This is a genomic window from Fusicatenibacter saccharivorans, from assembly GCF_027667425.1.
GTDB classification, from domain to species: domain Bacteria; phylum Bacillota; class Clostridia; order Lachnospirales; family Lachnospiraceae; genus Fusicatenibacter; species Fusicatenibacter saccharivorans.
The window spans coordinates 1-20,068 of the sequence record NZ_JAQEGR010000017.1 but is presented as its reverse complement, the minus strand read 5'-3'; the positions used below and the strand labels follow the sequence as shown (position 1 = coordinate 20,068).

The following is a 20,068-nucleotide window of genomic DNA, read 5'->3' as shown; positions in this document are numbered from 1 at the left end:
TAACGATACGCAAAAAGGCTTCCCGGATTTCCTTGCTGTCCGGGAAGCCTTTTTCTGTCGTTTTCTTTTGTATCAAACTCTGTTTAAATTCTCGCTACGCCGCTCTTTCTTGCTGCCTCTGCAACGGCTGCTGCCACCGCATCTTTGACACGCGGATCAAAGGCGGCCGGCAGGATATAGTCTGCATTCAGTTCCTCGTCGCTTACCAGACCGGCAATTGCGTAAGCTGCTGCGACCTTCATTTCATCGTTGATATCAGATGCTCTCACATCGAGCGCTCCGCGGAAGATGCCCGGGAAGCAGAGTACGTTGTTGACCTGGTTCGGGTAATCGCTTCTTCCTGTGCTGACAACGGCTGCTCCTGCTGCTTTCGCCTCGTCCGGGAAAATCTCCGGCGTCGGATTTGCGCAGGCAAAGATGATCGGATCTTTTGCCATCGTACGTACCATATCGGGAGTGAGCGTACCCGGCGCAGAAACGCCAATAAAAATATCGGCTCCTTTGATTACCTCTGCAAGCGTGCCCTTCTCATGGTTGTAGTTTGTGATCTTCGCCATCTCCTCTTTGATCGGGTTGAGGCCGTCGCGTCCCTCGTAAATCGCACCTTTGCGGTCTGTCATGATGACGTTTTTGAGACCCATCGAAATCAGCAGGCGGATAATGGCGATTCCGGCTGCACCGGCTCCTGAGGTAACAATTTTGACTTCATCCAGTTTCTTTCCAACCAGTTTCAGCGCATTGATGACACCGGCCAGTGTGATCACGGCTGTTCCATGCTGATCATCGTGGAAAATCGGAATATCACAGCATTCCTTTAATTTCTTCTCGATCTCAAAACATCTCGGTGCGGAGATGTCCTCCAGGTTGACACCGCCGAAGCTTCCTGCGAGAAGACGCACGGTATTGACAATATCATCCACATCCTTGCTGCGCACGCAGAGCGGGATTGCATCGACACCACCGAATTCTTTAAACAGCACGCATTTTCCTTCCATGACCGGCATGCCGGCCTCCGGGCCGATATCTCCAAGTCCGAGAACTGCGGTTCCATCTGTAACAACAGCTACCGTGTTCCATCTTCTGGTCAGCTCGTAGCTCTTGTTGACATCTTTCTGAATTTCCAGGCACGGCGCCGCCACACCCGGTGTATAGGCAAGACTCAAGGCATCTTTTGTATCTACGGCCGCCCGGGAAGTGACCTCAAGCTTTCCGCGTAATTCATAGTGCATCTTTAATGATTCTTTTGCGTAATCCATCGCTTTTTTCCTCCATTTCATGTGTGACTGCGTCTCATTAATAATAGGAAGAGAGATTCACGCGTCACACGGGATGTCTGTTCGCTGCACCCCTATTATAACAAGCGTTCTCTAAATTTCAACCGGTGTTTTGATTAATGAAAAAATTTCCACTTTTCCACCAAAAACAGCTGCTTCATTTGCGAAATTTTATCAAAAATACTCTTTTTCTTTCTCTCAGCCGCAGTCCGATCCTGCCCGGAGGGCTTTTTTTGCTTTACAGTAAAATTCAACAAAGTTTTTTATAAAGCAAAAAATCTGCCCGCCTCCCATCCTTTTCAGACTGGAAAACAGACAGATTTTTTTCTTTACTCCGCCACAATATTCTGCAGCCAGACTCCTTTCTTGACAAGGACAAATCCAATCACGCACTTGATCAGGTCAACCGACATAACCATAAAGTAGATTGCGTAGATCGAAAGTCCGGTAAAACGGCTCAGGCAGAAAGCCACCGGCACACTGACAACCCAGATGAAGACGCTGTCGAACAGGAACGTGATGATCGTTTTTCCACCGGAGCGCAGGGTAAAGTAGCTTGCATGCAGGAATGCATTGACCGGCATGAACATGGCCACTTCCACGATGAAGATTGCCGCCATGTGGCGTACTTCGTCCGTCGTGTTGTAGAGGCGTGGGAAGATTGGAGCCACGAGCGCCATCAGCGCGCCGATCACAATGCAGAGTAATACGGAAAACGTGATCAGCTTCGTATCGGTATCCTTTGCCTCTTCCATCCTTCCGGCTCCGAGGAGCTGTCCGACGATGATGGCAACGGAATCGCCGAGTGCGATGAAAACGACGTTGAACAGGTTCGAGATCGTGTTGGAGATATTCATCGCGGCTACGACATTCAGTCCACGCACGGAGTAACACTGCATCAGGATCGCAACGCCGCCTGCCCAGAACGTTTCGTTCAGCATCAGCGGTGTTCCTTTGATAAGGATCTGTTTCGTCAAAGCCGCCGGAACACGGATCGTGCGGTACAGATGCTTCGTAAAACGATATTTTTCTTTGTTTCCGTGCGTGCGGATCAGCACGATCGCCATCTCCACGTAACGGGACAGCACCGTTGCAACTGCCGCGCCGACAACTCCGAGCTGCGGTGCGCCGAATTTTCCGTAGATTAAAATATAATTAAAAATCAGATTGACAAATACGGCTGTGATACCGGCCTTCATCGGAAGCATCGTCTCGCCGCATTCGCGCAGCGTGCTGGCATAAAGCTGCACAAACAGGAACGGCGGAAGTCCTACCAGCATGACCTTCATATAAGAAATGCCATAGGCTAATGTCGCATTCATGTCCTGGCTTCCCTGATCTCCTGTCAGGTAGAGACGAATCAGAGGCTCGTGCGCACCAAGGAAAATAGTGATTGCCGCTGCCGTCAGGATCACGCCGATCCAGAGCTTGAAGCGGAAGGTGTTTCGCACACCCTCGTCGTTGCCCTGTCCGAAATACTGCGCAGTGAAAATTCCTGCACCGGATACCCCTCCGAAAATGCAAAGGTTATAGATAAAAAGAAGCTGGTTGACAATTGCAACGCCGGACATCTGCTCGGTACCGACCTGTCCTACCATGATGTTGTCGAGAAGACTGACAAAGTTGGTGATACCGTTCTGAATCATAATCGGCATCGCAACGCCAAGTACCATCAGGTAAAACCGTTTGTTCCCAATAAATTTTCTGTGTTTCTGCATGGTTTCCCCCTTTTCTTGCTGTATAAAATAAATGACATAAATCGGAGCCTTTCTGGATTTCTCCAGGCAGGCCCCGAACAGTAATGCTTATTATACACGATTCATGTTTAGAAAGAAAGATCCTTTTTATCTTTTTTCTGGCTTTTTTTGACATCTTAATTTCAGAGCATCAAACAGCCTCAACGATAAGATAAGCATAACTCCCCATATTACCCATGCCGCAAAGCACCCAATTCCCTGATGGCGGATATCTACCATTATTCCAACAATAAAAGGAAGTGACATAAACATAATTACTGCCATTATAAAATCAAAAATAATGTATAACACTATGTTTACCTTCCCTATTAAGAATCTGCTGTTTGATATTCATCCTGTATTTTCTGATTTGCCGCCTGACCAATATTAAGCTTTTCAAACATTTCTTCTGTATCCAGACTTCTGCTGTAGTACGCAGTCATCATATCCGCTGTGATCGATTTTCCAAATCTTCTGGGGCGGCTGTTGCAGATAAACTTCGATGTTGTGTCAATCACACTGTTGGTGTATTCCAGCAATCCTGTTTTATCGATATATATTCTTGAGTTTAATACGTCCTGAAAAGCATTCACCTTTGAATTTAAAAAATCGTCCCACAGCATGCCGCAAATTTTTCCACCAGCGCCACTGCCACCTTCATCACCCCGGCCAGTACCATCACAAAGATTGGGTTCTTTTTGCCTTTCTGCAGCAGAATGAGGCTGATGATAAAGATCACGACAAGACTCCAGTTCGTCTGCGCCAGCCGGATCACGGTATCTCCTTCACTACTCCAAAACGCCGTGACCAGAATTGAAATCCCTGCGGAACCGATCATCGCCACAACCGCCGGGCGGAGGGAGTGGAGGATTCCCTGGAGCATTGCCATTTCGCGGTATTTTAAATATAGCTTCGCAAGCAGTGTGACGAGAATACACGACGGCAGAATACATCCAAACGTTGCCACGAGCGCTCCTGGGATGCCTGCGATTTTAATTCCGACGAAGGTTGCCGAATTGACTGCGATCGGCCCCGGTGTCATCTGAGAGATGGTGATAAGATCCGTAAACTCCGACATCGAAAGCCAGCCGTGTCCCTGCACCACCTGTCCCTGAATCAGCGGCATGGCCGCATAGCCTCCGCCGAAGCTGAGCAGGCCGATCTGGAAAAAGCTTAAAAATAGCTGAAAATAAATCATTTCGCACCCCTCCGTTTCGCCAGAATCGTCCGCACCGCACCGATGGCACCGCAGACCAGTACAATATAAATCACGTTGACCTTGAAAAAACAGGCTGCTGCAAACGCACAGACAAGAATCACCAGCGACAGCGGATCTTTTTCTTTCACAACCCCGGCTCCCATCTCATACGTCACGGATGCAATCACGGCTCCGACGCCTGCCTGCATTCCTTCGAGCATCTGGCTCACGAAAAAATTATCCCGGAACGCCTGATAGCAGACCGAAATCACAGAGATAATCAGAAACGGCGGAATAATCGTTCCAATAATCGAAACCAGCACACCAATCATCCCCGCCAGTTTATACCCGACAACAATCGCCCCATTCACCGCAATCGGCCCCGGCGATGACTGCGCAATCGCCACCAGATCGAGCATCTCATTCTCCTCTATCCAGTGGTACTCATCCACAAATTTCTTCTTCATCAGCGTCACAATCACATAACCGCCGCCGAACGTAAATGCACTCAGATACAGCGTGGAAAGGAACAGCTTCTGCAGTACCTTACGTTTTGACTCCATTCTTTTCACCTCGTTTTTTCCGATCTGTCTCCCGTTGTTTTTATATAATGAAAAAATCCCGGTTTCCCGGGATCTTTCATAGTAAGCTGATGACGGGAATCGAACCCGTGACCTCCGCCTTACCAAGGCGACGCTCTACCGACTGAGCCACATCAGCATTCGCAAGTTGTTTTGTTTTTTTGTTAGCTCCTTGCTACATTTGGTATTCTATCAAAACTATAGTGAATTGTCAACAGTTTTTTCTACAAATTTGAAAATTTTTATTTGTTCACAGATTTTCCTGCACTTTTGACAATTCACCGTAATTTTTTCGGTCGTTTTCCCATCTCACGAACAGACCTCCCGCACTTTACTGCGGATTCTCTGCAGTGCATTGTCGATTGCCTTCGGCTGCTTTCCAAGTTTTTCTGCAATCTGCGTATAATCGTACCCTTTCAGATACAATTCCAGCACCTGGTACTCAAATTTGCTGAGCCGTTCTTTGATCCGCTCATGCATGCCGATTACGTTTTCCCGGCTGATCATAATCTCCTCCGGTGTCTCCTCGTCCACCAGGCGCAGCTCTTGCTCGGAAACCGGTTCGCTTAACGAGACGAAGCTGTTCAGCGGCTGATGCTTCTGGCGCTGGGACGATGCCACTGCAGAATACATCTGACGGTCGATGCACAGGCCGGCGAAGGTGGCAAACGATGCCTCCTTCCCCGGTTTGTAGTCACGCACTGCCTTAAAAAGTCCGAGCATGCCCTCCTGGATCAGATCCTCGTGATCTCCGCCCACCAGGTACAGCGCCCTCGCCCTGGTCCGCACCAGCGATTTGTATTTGTCGATCAGATAATCGGTAATCTCGCGTTCTCCTGCCCGCAGACGCGCAATCAGCTCCTCATCCGTACAGGTATCGTAATCTTTCACCATCATATCTCTTGTATCCTTCATCTTTCTTCCGCCGGAGCGTAATGTGATTTTCCGCAATTTCTAGCAGCTTCTCTGTCTTACAATCTCATAAGCGAGCACGCCGGCTGCCACGGAAGCGTTCAGAGAGTCGATATCGCCTTTCATCGGAATTGTGGCTGTGAAGTCGCAGTTTTCTCTCACCAGACGGCTGACACCCTCTCCCTCATTTCCGATTACAAGGCCGATCGGTCCTTTGAGGTCGAGATCATACATTCTCTGTCCGTTCATGTCCGCGCATACAAACCAGATGCCCTTTTCCTTCAGCATTTCCATGGTCTGCACCAGATTCGTCACCTTTGCCACCGGTGTGTAATTTAATGCACCTGCCGACGTTTTGGCAACGGTTGCTGTCAGGCCGACTGCGCGGTGCTTCGGCACGATGACACCATGTGCGCCTGCCAGGTTTGCGGTACGGATGATCGCACCGAGGTTATGCGGATCCTCAATGCCGTCCAGCAGAAGGATAAATGGCGGCTCTCCTTTCTCCTCTGCGCGCGCGAGGATGTCCTCAACGGTTGCATAACTGTAGGAAGCCACCTGTGCAATGACACCCTGATGCTTTCCGGTGGTGGACAGCTCGTCAAGACGTTCTTTTTCTACATAATTGATGATGGTATCGTGTTTTTTCGCCTCACGGATGATCGTGCGGATCGGGCCGTCCTGGCTGCTTGCAAGGACGAACAGCTTGTCCACGGTCTTGCCGGAGCGGAACGCCTCGATGACAGCGTTTCTTCCCTCTACCATGCCGCCTGTAAACTCCTCATCCGCCTGCTGTACTTCCTGTTTTCTGTCTCTGTCACGGTAATCTCGTTTCCCCTTAAAGTCACGTTTTTTTCCGTCTCTTCTCTCAAAGTTTCTCTTGTCGTTTCTGTTGTTTTCTCTCATATCATTCCTGTTCCGCGGTCCCAAAAGCAGTGGGAACTTTTGCTTTTTCAAAAGCCCCACTGCCCTGCCGCTTCTTTTTTATTTTCTGAATCTTATCTGCTCTCACACTTCGCCAAGTCCTGCCCGGATCAGGTCGATCATCCGCTTGTAATCCCCTTTCAGGTACAGATACCCCATCACGGCCTCAAACCCGGTTGCCCGGCGGTAGTCGATCGTGGACGCATTTTTTGCCTTGGTATAGGATTTCGCATTTCTGCCTCTTTTATAAATCTGTTTTTCCTCTTCGGTAAACAGCGGCTCCAGAATTTCAATCATCGCCGACTGTTTCTCCGCCTTTACAAGCCCTGCCGCATGGCGGTGCAGCTTGTTGACCTGCATATTTGCTTTCCGCACCAGAATCGTGCGGATGACGATCTCATACGCAGCATCCCCGATGTAGGCCAGCGTAAGCGGCGAATACATGCGGATGTCATGCTGTTCCAGTCCGAATACCTCCGAAAGATAATCCTTCTCCCCGAAAACCGCCTCTGGAAAAAGCTCCTCGTTTTCTGTCTCTTTGCCCACTTCCGTCACTTCTGTTCTGTCCTTTCTTTTTTCCTCATCTGACGCAGCTCGCCCTCCAGCTCGAGCACACGGTTCGTAAGCTCCGTATTCTCCTGCTGCAGTACTTTGATATCCTCGAAAATCGGGTCCGGCAGATGAATGTGATCCATGCTTTTTCTCGGAATCCGCACATCATTCTGCTTCACAATGTGCCCCGGCACGCCGACGACGGTACAGTTCGGCGGAACCTCCTCGATCACAACCGATCCGGCTCCGATTTTGGAGTTTTCCCCGATCGTAAACGATCCGATGATCTTCGCACCGGCGCTGACCATAACATTGTCCTTCAGCGTCGGATGACGTTTCCCGGTCTCCTTACCATTACCGCCAAGCGTCACGCCCTGATACAGCGTCACGTTGTCTCCGATAATGGCTGTTTCTCCGATAATCACACCAGAACCATGATCAATAAACAATCCCTTTCCGATCGTCGCACCCGGATGGATTTCGATACCGGTTTTTCTCGCTGCCCGCTGTGAAATCCACCTGGCCAGAAAGTAATGGCCTTTCAGATATAGCTTGTGCGCCCGTCTGTACTTCAGCATAACACGAAATGAAGGATACAGCAAGACTTCCATGGGAGAATGTATCGCCGGATCCCGCTCCTGAATCACCTGAAATTCCTCTTTAAAATACGCGAAAAAACTCATCTTTCCTCTCCTTGCCTCCTGCCAGGACTTTTTCAGATTTTTATTTCTTACCACCTTTTTTGCCCGAAGGGCAATATTCAAAAACGGAGCTGTTTCATCTCCGATAAAGACGAAATAGCTCCGTGGTTCCACTTTACTTTAAGGGCACACCTGCCCTCTTCTTTTCTTCTGCATAACGTGCAGGACCCGTGCCGGACTACCCACTTTTTCCGCTTCACCCGGCCAGCTTCCGGACGCACTTCAAAAACCCTCGTTTCAGGCAGCTTCCAGCCCCATTTGTCTGCCATTCTCTGTGAAACAATTCTGATTTTCTACTTTTTCCGTTCCAAGCCTTTTTCTGTTTCCGTTTGTTCTAGTTTATGCAAATTTTTCTCGTTTGTCAAGCAAATTTCCGCCGGATCCACTTGCTGATTTCGACCGCCGGAATGACAAGCAGTCCAAGGCCGATCGCCACATCATATTCCAACGCGCTGATCCGCTCAAAACCGAACGCACTCGACAGTGCCGGGATGTAAATGACGGCGGATGTGAGGACAAATGAGAGTGCCATCGCGCCCCACAGATACTTGTTCTGATGCTTCATATGGAAAATAGAACCTTTCCGTGATCTCATATTGAAGGAATGGAAAATTTCCACCATAGAGAGTGTCAGAAACGCCATCGACATGCCGTCCGGGCTGTTGACGATTTCCCAGCGGCCGGCTTCCAGATAGTGGCCGATGAAGTAGGACGCCAGCGTCAGCACCGTAATCACGATGCCCTGAAACGCAACATCAAAGCCGAGGCCGTCCGCAAAAATACCGTCATCCGCATTTCTCGGCGGGCGTTTCATGATGTCTGCCTCACCGTCCTCCATACCGAGCGCCAGCGCCGGGAAGCAGTCCGTAATCAGGTTGATCCAGAGCAGATGCACCGGATTTAAAATCGTAAAGCCCATCAGCGTCGCGCAGAAAATCGACAGCACCTCGGCAAGGTTCGATGCCAGAAGGAACTGAATTGCCTTACGGATATTATCGTAGATTCGTCTTCCTTCCTCAACCGCTACGATGATCGTCGCAAAGTTGTCGTCCGCGAGCACCATATCTGCCACGTTTTTCGTCACATCCGTTCCCGTGATGCCCATTCCGATGCCGATATCCGCACGCTTGATCGACGGCGCATCGTTGACTCCGTCTCCTGTCATCGCGGTGATTCTGCCTTTCCGCTTCCACGCATCGACAATCCGCACTTTATGCTCCGGCTGAACGCGTGCGTAAACAGCATATTCCTCGATTCTCCGGTCAAGCTCCTCATCGCTTAACTGGTCAATCTCGGCTCCCGTTACCGCTTTCCAGCCCGCCTCCAGAATACCCAGCTCTTTTGCAATAGCAACCGCTGTGTCTTTGTGGTCACCCGTAATCATCACCGGACGGATGCCTGCCCCGCGGCATTCCCGGATCGCATCGACTACTTCCGGCCGCACCGGATCAATCATACCGCAAAGTCCTAAAAAGCAGAGATCCTGCTCCAGAAAGTCCGGCTCCTGGGAGGACGGCATCTGGTTCCACGCTCTTCCTGCTGCCGCCAGCACGCGGAGTGCCTGGTCTGCCATCGCCTTGTTCTGCGACAGGATTTCCTGCCGGAATGCTTCTGTCATCGGCTGTTTTCTGCCGTCACGCCAAACGGAGGTACACCGCTTCAGAATCTCATCCGGTGCGCCTTTTGTGCAGGAAAAATACGTTCCGTCGTTTGCGCGGTGGATCGTTGTCATGCGTTTCCGCATCGAATCAAACGGCGCTTCCCCGACACGCGGATACTGGACGGACAGGCTCTTCTTCGGGCATCCCTCTTTCTGCGCATCGTTGACCAACGCACATTCCGTCGGTTCTCCGACTGCCTCGCCGTTTTCGTCCGGCTCCGCATCGGAGCAGAGTGCCATGACGGATACGAGACGTTTTATATCACTTCCCTCATGTTTTACCACGGTCATCTTATTCTGGGTCAGCGTTCCTGTCTTATCCGAGCAGATCACCTGCGTACAGCCGAGCGTCTCGACAGCCGTCAGTTTCCGGATCACCGCATTCCGCTTTGACATTTTGGTCACACCGATGGAAAGCACGATTGTGACAACTGCTGCAAGTCCTTCCGGAATTGCCGCTACGGCAAGGCTGACGGCTACCATAAAGGTATTTAAGATGTTCTGCGGCGTCACGCCCTCTTTTAAAATGCCGACAACGAAAATCACGGCACAGATGGCGAGCACCATCACGCTTAAGATTTTGCTGAGCTGGTTCAGCCGCTTCTGCAGCGGTGTGCTCTCATCCGCCGACTGCGTCAGAACATGGGCGATTTTTCCCATCTCGGTTTTCATACCCGTTCCGGTGATAACAGCGCGGCCGCGGCCATAGACAACGGTGCTTCCCATATAGACCATGTTTTTCCGGTCCCCGAGCGGAACCTCGCTGGCTGCGCCGGCGTTCAGAACATCCGCTGTTTTATTGACCGGGACAGATTCTCCGGTCAGCGCTGCTTCCTCGATTTTCATGCTGGCGCTCTCTAAAATACGGCCATCCGCCGGAACAGCATCGCCCGCTTCGAGAATTACAATATCACCGGGTACGAGCTCCTCGCTCTTTTTCACTTCCATTTTCCCGCCGCGCATCACCTTCGACGTGGCTGCCGCGATCTCCTGCAGAGCTTCAATCGCTTTCTCTGCCTTGCTCTCCTGCAGAACACCGAGCACCGCATTAATGATGACAACGGTGAGAATAATGACCACATCAGCGTACGATTCGCCTTCATACGCCGATGTGATGCCGGAAATCAGCGCTGCGGCGAGCAGGATCAGGATCATCGGGTCTTTCAGCTCTTCGAAAAACCGCTGCAGATTGCTCTTCTTTTTTCCCGCCGCCAGCCGGTTAGGTCCGTGTTCGGAAAGCCGCCGCGCAGCTTCCGCCTCGGAAAGTCCCTGCTCCGTTGTCTGTAACTCATCAAGAATCTTCGAACTTTTTTCCAGATACTCTTTCATTTCCATCCGTCCTTTCTTCTGAAAACGCTTTTTGCGTTCCTGTGATAAGTTCCCACTGGTACACTGGTCTCTTTCTATATAGAAAAAGACCTATCCGCACCATATTTGTTGATACAGATAAGTCTTGTCATTTCATACAAAGCCAGAAGAAATGCTTTTTCTTCGGTTGTTGGCCTTATAGCGTCACGTATGCCGCCGACTACTCCCTTATTCTTCTTCCAGTCTACCACATCTTCCGGCCTTGTGCAATCGCATTTCTCTTTTATTCTTCTGCGTTCTTTGCGCATCCTGGGCAGCCGCTGCATCCGCCTGCGATCCGGTCGTCCGGCATCAGGTCGAGTGCCTTGGAAATGCAGCAGATCGCCTGTGCGGAAATTCCCTCTTTCTTTCCGGTAAAGCCAAGTCCTTCCTCGGTCGTTGCCTTGATATTGACCTGATCCTCTTCGAGATGAAGCGCCTCCGCCACATTTTTCACCATCGTGTCGATGTATGGCAGGAGCTTCGGCTTTTGTGCAATAACGGTTGCATCGATATTTTCAATCAGATACATCCGCTCCTCGAGCATCTCACCCACTTTTTTCAGCAGTTCGATGCTGTCTGCGCCCTCATACGCCGGATCATTGTCCGGAAAATGGCGTCCGATGTCCCGCAGTGCTGCAGCGCCGAGAAGCGCATCCATAATGGCATGGACCAGCACATCTGCATCGGAATGTCCCAGAAGGCCATATTCATACGGGATTTCCACACCGCCCAGAATCAGTTTCCGGTTTTCCACCAGTTTATGCACATCGTAACCCATTCCTACTCGCATTGTTCGTTCCTCCGCTTCGTTACTTTCTAGTTAAATCCATACAGCTTCTGCGCTACCTTGTAGGCATAGACTGCAATTTTCTGTCCCGGTTTTGATTTGCTGCTCATAACAGTTCCGAAAATGCCGTGGCGGATGCGGAAGTAATCGGCTGCATCCTCCTGCTTCAGGTATCTCCACAGATCGTTCTTTTTCTCGAGATTTTCTTCCGTTCCAGAGCGCATCATCATCACGGAAGAAACCGTCATAATAATGGTCAGATAGCTGATCATATATTTCCGCAGGTACTTCGACAGCCCTTTCTGTTCACCAAGGTAATCGATCATCAGCTTGTTGACACGGATCTGCTGGTCAATTCTGCCGATCATGACTTTCTCGTTAACCGACTGGTCGGCTCTTCCGATAAAGTAGCGGTAGAAATTGACATCGAGATAATACATCGTTTTGACGTACGGAAGCGGAATAAACGCAACCAGATTATCCACATAGAAGGTGTGCTCCGGCAGCTTCATGCCGCACTCTCTTAAAAGAGAAGTCCGGTAAATCAGCGAATGCATCAGCAGATAATGTGTTTTGCCGAGAGCTTTCGCCTCATCCCATCCGAAAAAGCGGCCTTCCGGCAGCGATTTCGCATAGCGCATCACACGTTTTCTCTTGGCGCCCTCTTTTTCATACACATAGTTACTGATCAGAAGGTCGAGTGTTTTCGGTCCGCGTACGACTTCTGCCAGAACATTTAAAATCTTCTGGTATGCCTCTGGGTTTACCCAGTCATCACTGTCCACAACCTTAAAGTACAGACCCGTCGCATTTTCCACACCCGTGTTGACTGCTCCGCCGTGGCCCTTGTTTTCCTGATGAATCGCTTTTACAATCGTCGGATATTTTTCCTGATAGCGGTCTGCAATCTCTGTGGTTCCGTCCTTGGAACCATCGTCCACGATCAGAATTTCTACTTCTTCTCCGCCGACCAGCAGCGAATCGATACATTTCTCCATATATGCTTCTGAATTATAGCATGGTACTGCAATTGATAAAATCTTCATCTTTTTTCTCCCTGCTCTTTTTTGCTCTTCTGCCGTTTCAGGCACGTTCCAGATCTGTATATTTTGCGTATTCCGCAAACGCAGACGGAATGGCATATCTTTCAGCCGCGGTTTTCGCATCCGCAAAAATCAATCCGGCTTTTTCTTCCCCTTCCTGCTCCACATCGTTTCCTGCAATTTTAATAGCGTATCCTGTGATATGCCACTCGACATGGGAAAAAATGTGCTTGTACGGCGGCAATGCCTGAATATGAAGCGGCGTCACGCCGAATTTTTCTGCCTCTTCAAGTGCTTCCTGTTCGGAGAGCACGCCATCGAAGTTCGGGAACTCGTAAAGTCCCGCCAGAAGTCCTTTTTTCGGCCGTTTCCGCACTGCTGTGTGCGTACCGTCCAGAAATAACAGAACGGTTCTGTCTTCGATTCTGCGCGGCTTTGCGCTCTTTTTAAACGGATATTCCGTCCAGGTCTGATGCTGTCCCGCCAGACACTGGTCAAAAAGCGGACAGACTTCACATTTTGGTGCGCCGTTCGGCAGACAGACCATTGCGCCGAGATCCATCATCGCCTGGTTGAAGGCTCCCGGATCTTCTGCCGGCATGATTTCGGTCAATTCCGCTTCCACGCGGTTTTTCACGGACTGCTTTAAAATGTCCTCACCGTCCTCCCGGAGGCGTGCCATCACACGAAGCACATTTCCGTCCACCGCCGGCACCGGAATGCAAAACGCGATCGATGCAACGGCTCCCGCTGTGTAATTTCCAATTCCCGGAAGTCCTTTTAAGGCTTCGTAATCTGCCGGAAATACACCGTCATACACTTCCATAATTTTCTGTGCGGCCTTCTGCATATTCCGCACACGGTTATAGTAACCAAGGCCTTCCCAGAGCTTCAAAAGCTTTTCCTCGGGACAGACCGCAAGTGCTGCGACATTGGGCAGTTCACGCATAAACCGCTCATAAAACGGCTTGACCGCCTCCACCCTCGTCTGCTGGAGCATAATCTCGGAAACCCAGATTTCATACGGGTTCTTTTTTTCTCTCCACGGCAGCACTCTTTTATTTTCGCCATACCATTTCAATAATGGCTTTGTGATTGTGTCCTGCATAGTAATCTCCTGTTAATATATCATTCTTATTTTGCCACATTTTCCTCCAAAATGCAAAATAAACATTGCGCTCTCACGTGTTTTTGATTAAAATTAATAAATACTTTAAAAGAATAACCAAAACCCTTAAGATATGGAGGAAAAACTCTTGATCGACAGTATTATTTTTGATGTGGACGGCACCCTGTGGGACTCCACAGACGTTGTTGCCGACGCATGGAATCAGATTATGGAAAAAGAAACTGATATGACACCAAACCTCACCGGAACCGTGTTAAAAGGCCTGTTCGGCCGCCTGCTCCCGGATATCGCCGCCGTCATTTTCCACGAATATCCAAAGGAGCGCCAGTTAGAACTGATCGAGGCATGCTGTGCCAAAGAGCATGAGGCACTTCTTGCGACACCGGCTCCTGTTTATCCGGGACTTGTCGATGCACTTTCTATTCTTTCCAGACATTACCCGCTTTATATCGTAAGCAACTGCCAGGCGGGCTATATCGAAGTTTTTCTGGAAGCCACAGGCCTCGGTCACTATTTCAAAGGCCATCTCTGTCCTGGCGATACCGGAAAGGCAAAGGCAGACAACATCCGTACAATCATCGAACAGAACCATCTGCAGCACGCGGTCTATGTCGGCGATACCGACGGCGACTACAAGGCGACACGCGAGGCCGGAATCCCGTTTGTCCATGCCGCATACGGTTTTGGTCAGACCGAAAACCCGGACTACACCATCACTTCCCCGATGGATCTTGTCACACTGTTCGTACCGGAAAATTAATTTTTAACAGTTTCTTTCTCATAAAAAATACGCATTCCTGTTTTGATAACGGAATGCGTATTTTTTATGTTCTATTTCTTCTTTTCTCAGCTCTCGCCCTTACCTGGGTAATCATCGTCACCCGTATGGTCTCCCTGATCCGGTGCGCTCGGCTCCTGGGTCGGTTCCGGTGTGGACGGGGTCTCCGTCGGTGCTACGGTCGGCTCCGGCGTAGACGGGATCTCGGTCGGTGCTGTGGTCGGTTCCGGCGTAGACGGGGTCGATGGAGTTGATGGGGTTGATGGAGTTGATGGGGTTGACGGAGTTGACGGCGTGTAATCATCGTACGTGTAGGATGGCGTTCTCGTCGGCGTTACTGTCGTGGTATTCGTCGTATCATCGACATTTTCGTCATCTGCTTCCGGTGCCTGTGTCACAGTAAGCGTGTCTTCACTTACCTCATAAGCTTCGGAATAATAAATGATAACCGGTGTTCCGTCATCGACATTGTCATATAATGCCTGTGCCACTGCAGTCGGAAGTGCAACAGATCCTGTCGTCGATCCTGCAGTCAGATACAGGTTTCCGCCGAAACTACTTCTCCAGGAAGCATCGTAGAAACCAATCTCTCCGTTGAACGGAATCCAGGAATCCACATCTCTTTCCCAGGAATAGCTGCCGTCTGCCTGAAGCTCTCCGTGCAGTTTTTTCTGGCTTTCTTTTGCTGCGGTTGTGTAGATACCCGGCTTCGTGTAGCTGCTCTGCTCCATCAGACCGGTTACACAGTCACCGTCGACAACCAGATTTCCATCTTTGTAGAGCCAGATATGCTGACGGCTGGCATCAACCTCAACATACGTCTTGCCGAATCCGTTGTTCTCTGTGGAAGCAGCAAACTCTCTCTGCGCATACTGCGGCTCTCTTGCGTCTGCTGCGTGAGCATCTACTTCTTCTGCGATCTTTGCTATCTCCTGCTCCTGATCCACTTTCCATCCGTAGCCTTCCTGGCTGATGGTCACGCCGCCTTCGATACCGGTTGCCGGGAAGGTGTGATCCTTGCCATCGGTATCAATCGCTGCCGCAAGATTTGCCACATATTCTTTTACTTTTTCATTCCACTGGTTTTCATCTTTGGAATAATTTCCATCCGCATCGACCGCCAGCCAGTCTTTCATGGTATTTCCGTCAAGAACCTGTGTTGTTCCATCCGGCATACTGTATGTGATACTTGCGCGTACCAGTTCATTTAACTGATCCTTCTGTGCATTCAGTGTTTCGTCATCTGCTGTTACCAAGGTTCCGTCGTAAACGCCTGCTTTTTCAAGATCCACTTCGGTATCCGCATTGATCAGCGCGTTTTCGATGCACTGTTTTGCAAGGGTAAGATCCATTCCCTCACCCATAACAGCATCCACAATCTCAAACTCATTGTTCTGGAAGGTGATGTAGGCGCTGGCCGGTGCATTCTCACCGTCTGCGGACTGGAATTCGTCAAATCCATCAATCACCGCATCCAGTTTTTCCTGACTGTACTGCATGGTGACCTGGGAATCTTTCTCTTTTCCGCCATTTCCCAGGAACCAGAGGAAACTGTTCTGTTTCTTTAACACGCTCTCCACGCTGCCGTCTCCGGCGTAGGTGTAGTCGATGTCTTTTCCGCTGACACTCTTCGTATCATTGTCTTTGAATTTTACATTTAAGGTATAGTTTGCAGCCTGCTCTTTGATTTTCGTTTCTGCCTCTTTGGCCGTCATATCCGAGCAGTCTACTCCGTTGATGGTTGTTCCGTTGAAAAAATAATTCTGGTAATGGAACATTTTGCTTCCATAGAAAAAGCCTCCCACAGCAATAACAGCAACGGCTGCAACGGCGATAACCGCACCGCCTTTTCCCTTTTTCTTCTGCGGTTTTGCGCCATGCGGAATGTACTCTTCGTCGTCATCCTCATAATCGTCGTAGTCATCATCCTCATCGTCTATTTCCGGCATTGGGATATGGCCTACCGTGTCGCTGACGAGGCGCTCCATTGCGGCTTCCACCTGATCACCAAGCACTTCTTTCTCCGAACCCTTGGTCTCTGTCTTCTCTTCTCCCAGCAGATCATCCTCATCTGCGAATGGATCGTTGATGATCAGATCATCATCCACCATCACTTCTTCCGGTTCCGATTCTGTTTTTGTCTCCGCCGGCGTCTCTTCGATTTCTTCTTCCTCTTCTGTAAATTCCGGAATCTCGATGTCCTGCGTCACAGGCTCCACTTTGGTCTGCTTCATTTTCTGCTTCGCTTCTTCGTCTTTTGCACGCTCAGTTGCCTCAAGGACACTTCGCAGATTACTTAAATTTGCAGTCTCATCCGGGATGTGATCTTCGCTTTTTGTTTCTTTGCTTTCAAATTCAATGGAGTCTTCGATGTCTGCCAGTTCTTCCTGGAATGTTTCACCGCTCTCCTTTTCCGCCAGGTCACGGTCAATCTCTTTTTGCAGGGCAGCCCAAAGTTTACCGTCCTTTAAATCATCATCTTCAAACTTCATATTTTTTGCTCCTCATAGTTCTGTGTCTGCACTTTACTTACTTCTCTTCTTTTTTCCTTGTTTCAACTCACAGTCGGTATTTTCACGGAGTCTGACATGTCGAAAATAGTTCGACTGTGACTTACCTCATGTCAGTGGAGGATACCGATTTCTCTCCGCCCGCCACTACCGTTATGTTTCTTTTAACAATTCATCCCACCGCTTTAGAAGCGGGGGACTTCTTGTCTACTGATGTTAAAAATGCCCCTATAGATTTCTTCTTTTGTCCAAGGGCACATACACTGTTAAGTATATCATAAAATTCGACAAAAAAAAGCAAAAAATTTGGTTTTGGCAAATTTCTCACTTTTTTCGTAAATCACCTATGGAATTCGTAAAAAAATACCTTCTGCAGCGCTTCTCCGAGGAAAATTCCAAGGGCAATTGCGCCTGCCGCGGTCGCTGTCTCTAAAAGATACGTTCCAACCATGTTTTCCGGCCCCATAACGATCGAGTAGACGATGCGGTACATACCGGCTCCCGGCACCATCGGAAGAATGCCCGGGATCACGAAAAGGATCACCGGCGCTTTGAAATGACGCGCCATTGCCTGGGAAACCAGGGCGACGGCAACGGCGGCAAGAAAGTTCTTCATCAGAATGCCGTCGTTGAATACTTCCACGATCAGATAGACCGCCCAGCCGATCATACCGACACCGGCCGTGTAGCATTCCAGCTTTTTTGGTGCGTTCAACAGTCTTGAAAATCCCCAGATTGCAACCCAGGCTCCAAGGGATTTCAGGATGATTTCACCTGCTATTCTCATATTTTTGCTTTAACCTCATCTTTTTTCTGTATCGGTTTTCTCTACCGCACCAGTGGACGGAGCAGCAGCATGCCAAGTCCCACGCCGATTGCGATGGCCGCAGCGGTTACAAACGCCTCAAGCATCCGTGCCGCACCGGAAATGTAGTCGCCGTGCAGGGTATCATACACCGCATTCGTGATCGCCACACCCGGTACGAGGGGCATGATCGATGCAATGATAATGACGTTCAGATCCATGGTCCCCGGCAGGTAATGAACACAGAGAATAGATGTGACCGCCAGCAAAAATGACCCGATACAGTTCACAAGAAACGACTGCATCCCGGCTTTTTTTCCTCCGTAAACACCGATTCCTGATATAAAACCTGCAAGTGCAGATGCCAGCACTTCGTAGAACCCGGCTCCGAACATGATTGCAAAGCCTGCGGTCGTCGCCATCATCGCGAGCAGATTTTTTTTAATTTCCGACTTGGCACGATAGATATCCCGCACCCGGTGGAACAGCGCATCCAGGTCGATATTTCCTTCGCAGAAATCGCGGGAAAGCTGATTGACCGCATGGATCCGGTTCAGATCCGTTGCACGGCTCTCTACGCTGCGCATAACAGTCATGGAATCCATCGCCGGGTCGTCGAGCGTTACCACAAAGCCGGTCGTCAGCGCCAGTACATCCGCAGTTTTCAGGCCGGACATGCGCAGCATCCGCAGCATGGTATCCTCCACCCGCCACGTCTCCGCCCCGCTTTCCAGCAGGATTTCTCCCGCCATGACCGCGGTGTCCAGCAGCAGTTTATAGTCCATAGTTTTTGTCCTCTCAAATGTAACTCATATTTCACACATGCCAAACGATTGTACCATGAAGCAGTGTTCACTTTCAAGTTAATTCTATGCAAATTCGGCGATATCCGGGCGTTGGGATGTTCCGATGTTCACCCGCGCCATTCACAAATCTTTTCAAAGTTTCTTCAAACTCCATTCACACTTTCCTCACATATGACAACTATACTAAACGTATCAAAACAAAGGGACAACAAATCATCTTCCTCTATCTTTCAACCGTTGTCCCAACCTAATATTCTTTCCAATTTATATAGATTTTTCTTTTTCATAATGCCGGTGTTTCTGCCAGAAGAAATACCGGCCCTCCTTTTTTTATCCCCCAAAAAGAAGTGCCGACATCCCGTCTATGTACTATTCTTCAAATTTTACAACCAATGTCTTGTCCCCGACCGTCTCGGACAGCATTCCGGTAATCAGTGTTTTCGCCTGTTCCTGTGCCATCGTTTCCAGGTCATCCATTTCTTTCGTCTGCTGCTCTACATCCTCCTTCGCACTCGCGATTGCATCCATCGCATCTTCCTTCCGCTCCCAGTTCAGAAGCGCTGCCTTCTCATCGTAATACTGGATGGAATCATTGTCGATGGAAATATCAAAAATCTCCACTGCCGGAAGTGTAACTGTTACTTCTGAATCCGTCACCTCCGTATTCGCCTTCGAGAGATCCACGCCCGCACGTACCTCTGCACGGTATGTCATATTAAACGCCTTCTGCGTCAGAAACGGAATCGACCCGTCCGAGTAATGAATCAGCCCGTTATAAATCATCTTCGCCGACGTCAGCTCCCCCGCCGCCTCCAGCTTGCTGTCAATAAACGTCCCCGTAATCTCCGGCTCCCGGTCCCGCCGCAACGACTGCGTCAGATAAACAACCATTCCAGCAAGGATTACTACGATCAGAAGATAAATGACAGCTTTTACCGTGCCGCGGCTTCCATTCTTTTCTCTGCTCACGTTACACCCACTCCCTTCTCATGTTTCATTTTTCATTATTTTTGAATATGTTCTGTGGCTCTATTGTACCTTATTTACACCATAAAAAACAGTCCTGCTTTACAAAAATATCTTAAAATTCTGTAAATCCTGTTCTGTTAGACTTTTCTTTTAAACAATACGAAAAAAGAGTGAAGATTTTGTATCTTCACTCTTTCCTAATACAGGGGATGAGAGAATCGAACTCCCACCAAAGGTTTTGGAGACCCCTATCATACCATTTGACCAATCCCCTACGCTAGATATACCTTCAAAACCGCATACACTTAACATCTATACATCATACCATACTTTCTTTCCGAACACAACCATTT

The 20,068-nt window shown here is 49.4% G+C and carries 19 protein-coding genes, 2 tRNA genes and 1 other annotated feature; of the genes, 1 reads left to right on the top strand and 20 read right to left on the bottom strand.

Going from position 1 to position 20,068, the window contains the following annotated elements; translation table 11 throughout:
- Nucleotides 1-83: 83 nt before the first annotated feature.
- The 15 genes from PGS38_RS14535 to mutY all read right to left on the bottom strand — a co-directional run bounded on the left by PGS38_RS14535 (nucleotide 84) and on the right by mutY (nucleotide 13,826).
- A complete protein-coding gene (locus tag PGS38_RS14535; RefSeq protein WP_055267479.1) occupies nucleotides 84-1,256 on the bottom strand; it encodes an NAD(P)-dependent malic enzyme in 1,173 nt (390 codons plus the stop codon).
- Between the two features lie 347 nt (nucleotides 1,257-1,603).
- The gene (locus tag PGS38_RS14530; protein WP_022463076.1) at nucleotides 1,604-2,992 is read right to left on the bottom strand and encodes an MATE family efflux transporter; all 1,389 of its coding nucleotides are present in this window, start codon (nucleotides 2,990-2,992) and stop codon (nucleotides 1,604-1,606) included.
- 126 nt (nucleotides 2,993-3,118) lie between these two features.
- Nucleotides 3,119-3,322, bottom strand: coding sequence for a hypothetical protein (locus PGS38_RS14525; RefSeq protein WP_055221304.1), 204 nt, complete (start codon nucleotides 3,320-3,322; stop codon nucleotides 3,119-3,121).
- 17 nt (nucleotides 3,323-3,339) lie between these two features.
- On the bottom strand, nucleotides 3,340-3,633 hold the full coding sequence (locus PGS38_RS14520) for an AAA family ATPase (RefSeq protein ID WP_022463075.1): 294 nt from the start codon (nucleotides 3,631-3,633) through the stop codon (nucleotides 3,340-3,342).
- A complete protein-coding gene (locus PGS38_RS14515) occupies nucleotides 3,612-4,208 on the bottom strand; it encodes a chromate transporter (RefSeq protein ID WP_022463074.1) in 597 nt (198 codons plus the stop codon). Before PGS38_RS14515 ends, PGS38_RS14520 begins: the two co-directional genes overlap by 22 nt.
- The gene (locus PGS38_RS14510; RefSeq protein ID WP_117804329.1) at nucleotides 4,205-4,771 is read right to left on the bottom strand and encodes a chromate transporter; all 567 of its coding nucleotides are present in this window, start codon (nucleotides 4,769-4,771) and stop codon (nucleotides 4,205-4,207) included. The genes PGS38_RS14515 and PGS38_RS14510 overlap by 4 nt, the downstream gene beginning before the upstream one ends.
- A gap of 84 nt (nucleotides 4,772-4,855) precedes the next feature.
- Nucleotides 4,856-4,928 (bottom strand) — tRNA-Thr (locus tag PGS38_RS14505).
- Nucleotides 4,929-5,098: 170 nt separating this feature from the next.
- Entirely contained in the window at nucleotides 5,099-5,704 is a 606-nt protein-coding gene (gene sigH, locus PGS38_RS14500; RefSeq protein WP_226906387.1) for an RNA polymerase sporulation sigma factor SigH, read from the bottom strand.
- Nucleotides 5,705-5,743: 39 nt separating this feature from the next.
- Nucleotides 5,744-6,466, bottom strand: coding sequence for a 23S rRNA (guanosine(2251)-2'-O)-methyltransferase RlmB (gene rlmB / locus PGS38_RS14495; protein WP_055221331.1), 723 nt, complete (start codon nucleotides 6,464-6,466; stop codon nucleotides 5,744-5,746).
- Between the two features lie 243 nt (nucleotides 6,467-6,709).
- Entirely contained in the window at nucleotides 6,710-7,069 is a 360-nt protein-coding gene (locus PGS38_RS14490; protein ID WP_055221333.1) for a Mini-ribonuclease 3, read from the bottom strand.
- 107 nt (nucleotides 7,070-7,176) lie between these two features.
- Nucleotides 7,177-7,860 (bottom strand): serine O-acetyltransferase EpsC, encoded by a 684-nt coding sequence (gene epsC / locus PGS38_RS14485; RefSeq protein WP_055227154.1) that lies wholly within the window; start codon nucleotides 7,858-7,860, stop codon nucleotides 7,177-7,179.
- 102 nt (nucleotides 7,861-7,962) lie between these two features.
- Nucleotides 7,963-8,197: a binding site (T-box leader), on the bottom strand.
- 42 nt (nucleotides 8,198-8,239) lie between these two features.
- Nucleotides 8,240-10,867, bottom strand: a complete 2,628-nt coding sequence (locus PGS38_RS14480) for a cation-translocating P-type ATPase (RefSeq protein WP_118659440.1) — start codon at nucleotides 10,865-10,867, stop codon at nucleotides 8,240-8,242.
- A 262-nt stretch (nucleotides 10,868-11,129) separates the two neighbouring features.
- A complete protein-coding gene (gene ispF / locus PGS38_RS14475) occupies nucleotides 11,130-11,678 on the bottom strand; it encodes a 2-C-methyl-D-erythritol 2,4-cyclodiphosphate synthase (protein WP_022463066.1) in 549 nt (182 codons plus the stop codon).
- 26 nt (nucleotides 11,679-11,704) lie between these two features.
- The gene (locus tag PGS38_RS14470) at nucleotides 11,705-12,721 is read right to left on the bottom strand and encodes a glycosyltransferase family 2 protein (RefSeq protein WP_055227139.1); all 1,017 of its coding nucleotides are present in this window, start codon (nucleotides 12,719-12,721) and stop codon (nucleotides 11,705-11,707) included.
- 37 nt (nucleotides 12,722-12,758) lie between these two features.
- A complete protein-coding gene (gene mutY, locus PGS38_RS14465; protein ID WP_055267466.1) occupies nucleotides 12,759-13,826 on the bottom strand; it encodes an A/G-specific adenine glycosylase in 1,068 nt (355 codons plus the stop codon).
- A gap of 148 nt (nucleotides 13,827-13,974) precedes the next feature.
- On the opposite strand from mutY, the gene PGS38_RS14460 reads away from it, so the two are divergent.
- On the top strand, nucleotides 13,975-14,607 hold the full coding sequence (locus tag PGS38_RS14460) for an HAD family hydrolase (protein WP_226906388.1): 633 nt from the start codon (nucleotides 13,975-13,977) through the stop codon (nucleotides 14,605-14,607).
- Between the two features lie 86 nt (nucleotides 14,608-14,693).
- Here the strand turns inward: PGS38_RS14460 and PGS38_RS14455 are convergent, their stop codons facing one another.
- From PGS38_RS14455 to PGS38_RS14435, 5 genes are all read right to left on the bottom strand, one after another.
- Nucleotides 14,694-17,117 (bottom strand): L,D-transpeptidase family protein, encoded by a 2,424-nt coding sequence (locus tag PGS38_RS14455; protein ID WP_118595585.1) that lies wholly within the window; start codon nucleotides 17,115-17,117, stop codon nucleotides 14,694-14,696.
- A gap of 358 nt (nucleotides 17,118-17,475) precedes the next feature.
- Nucleotides 17,476-17,922, bottom strand: coding sequence for a threonine/serine exporter family protein (locus tag PGS38_RS14450; RefSeq protein ID WP_022463061.1), 447 nt, complete (start codon nucleotides 17,920-17,922; stop codon nucleotides 17,476-17,478).
- Nucleotides 17,923-17,963: 41 nt separating this feature from the next.
- A complete protein-coding gene (locus tag PGS38_RS14445) occupies nucleotides 17,964-18,725 on the bottom strand; it encodes a threonine/serine exporter family protein (protein ID WP_055221312.1) in 762 nt (253 codons plus the stop codon).
- 390 nt (nucleotides 18,726-19,115) lie between these two features.
- On the bottom strand, nucleotides 19,116-19,715 hold the full coding sequence (locus PGS38_RS14440) for a DUF4230 domain-containing protein (RefSeq protein WP_055221314.1): 600 nt from the start codon (nucleotides 19,713-19,715) through the stop codon (nucleotides 19,116-19,118).
- Nucleotides 19,716-19,918: 203 nt separating this feature from the next.
- A tRNA-Trp gene (locus PGS38_RS14435) sits at nucleotides 19,919-19,989 on the bottom strand.
- Nucleotides 19,990-20,068 lie beyond the last annotated feature (79 nt).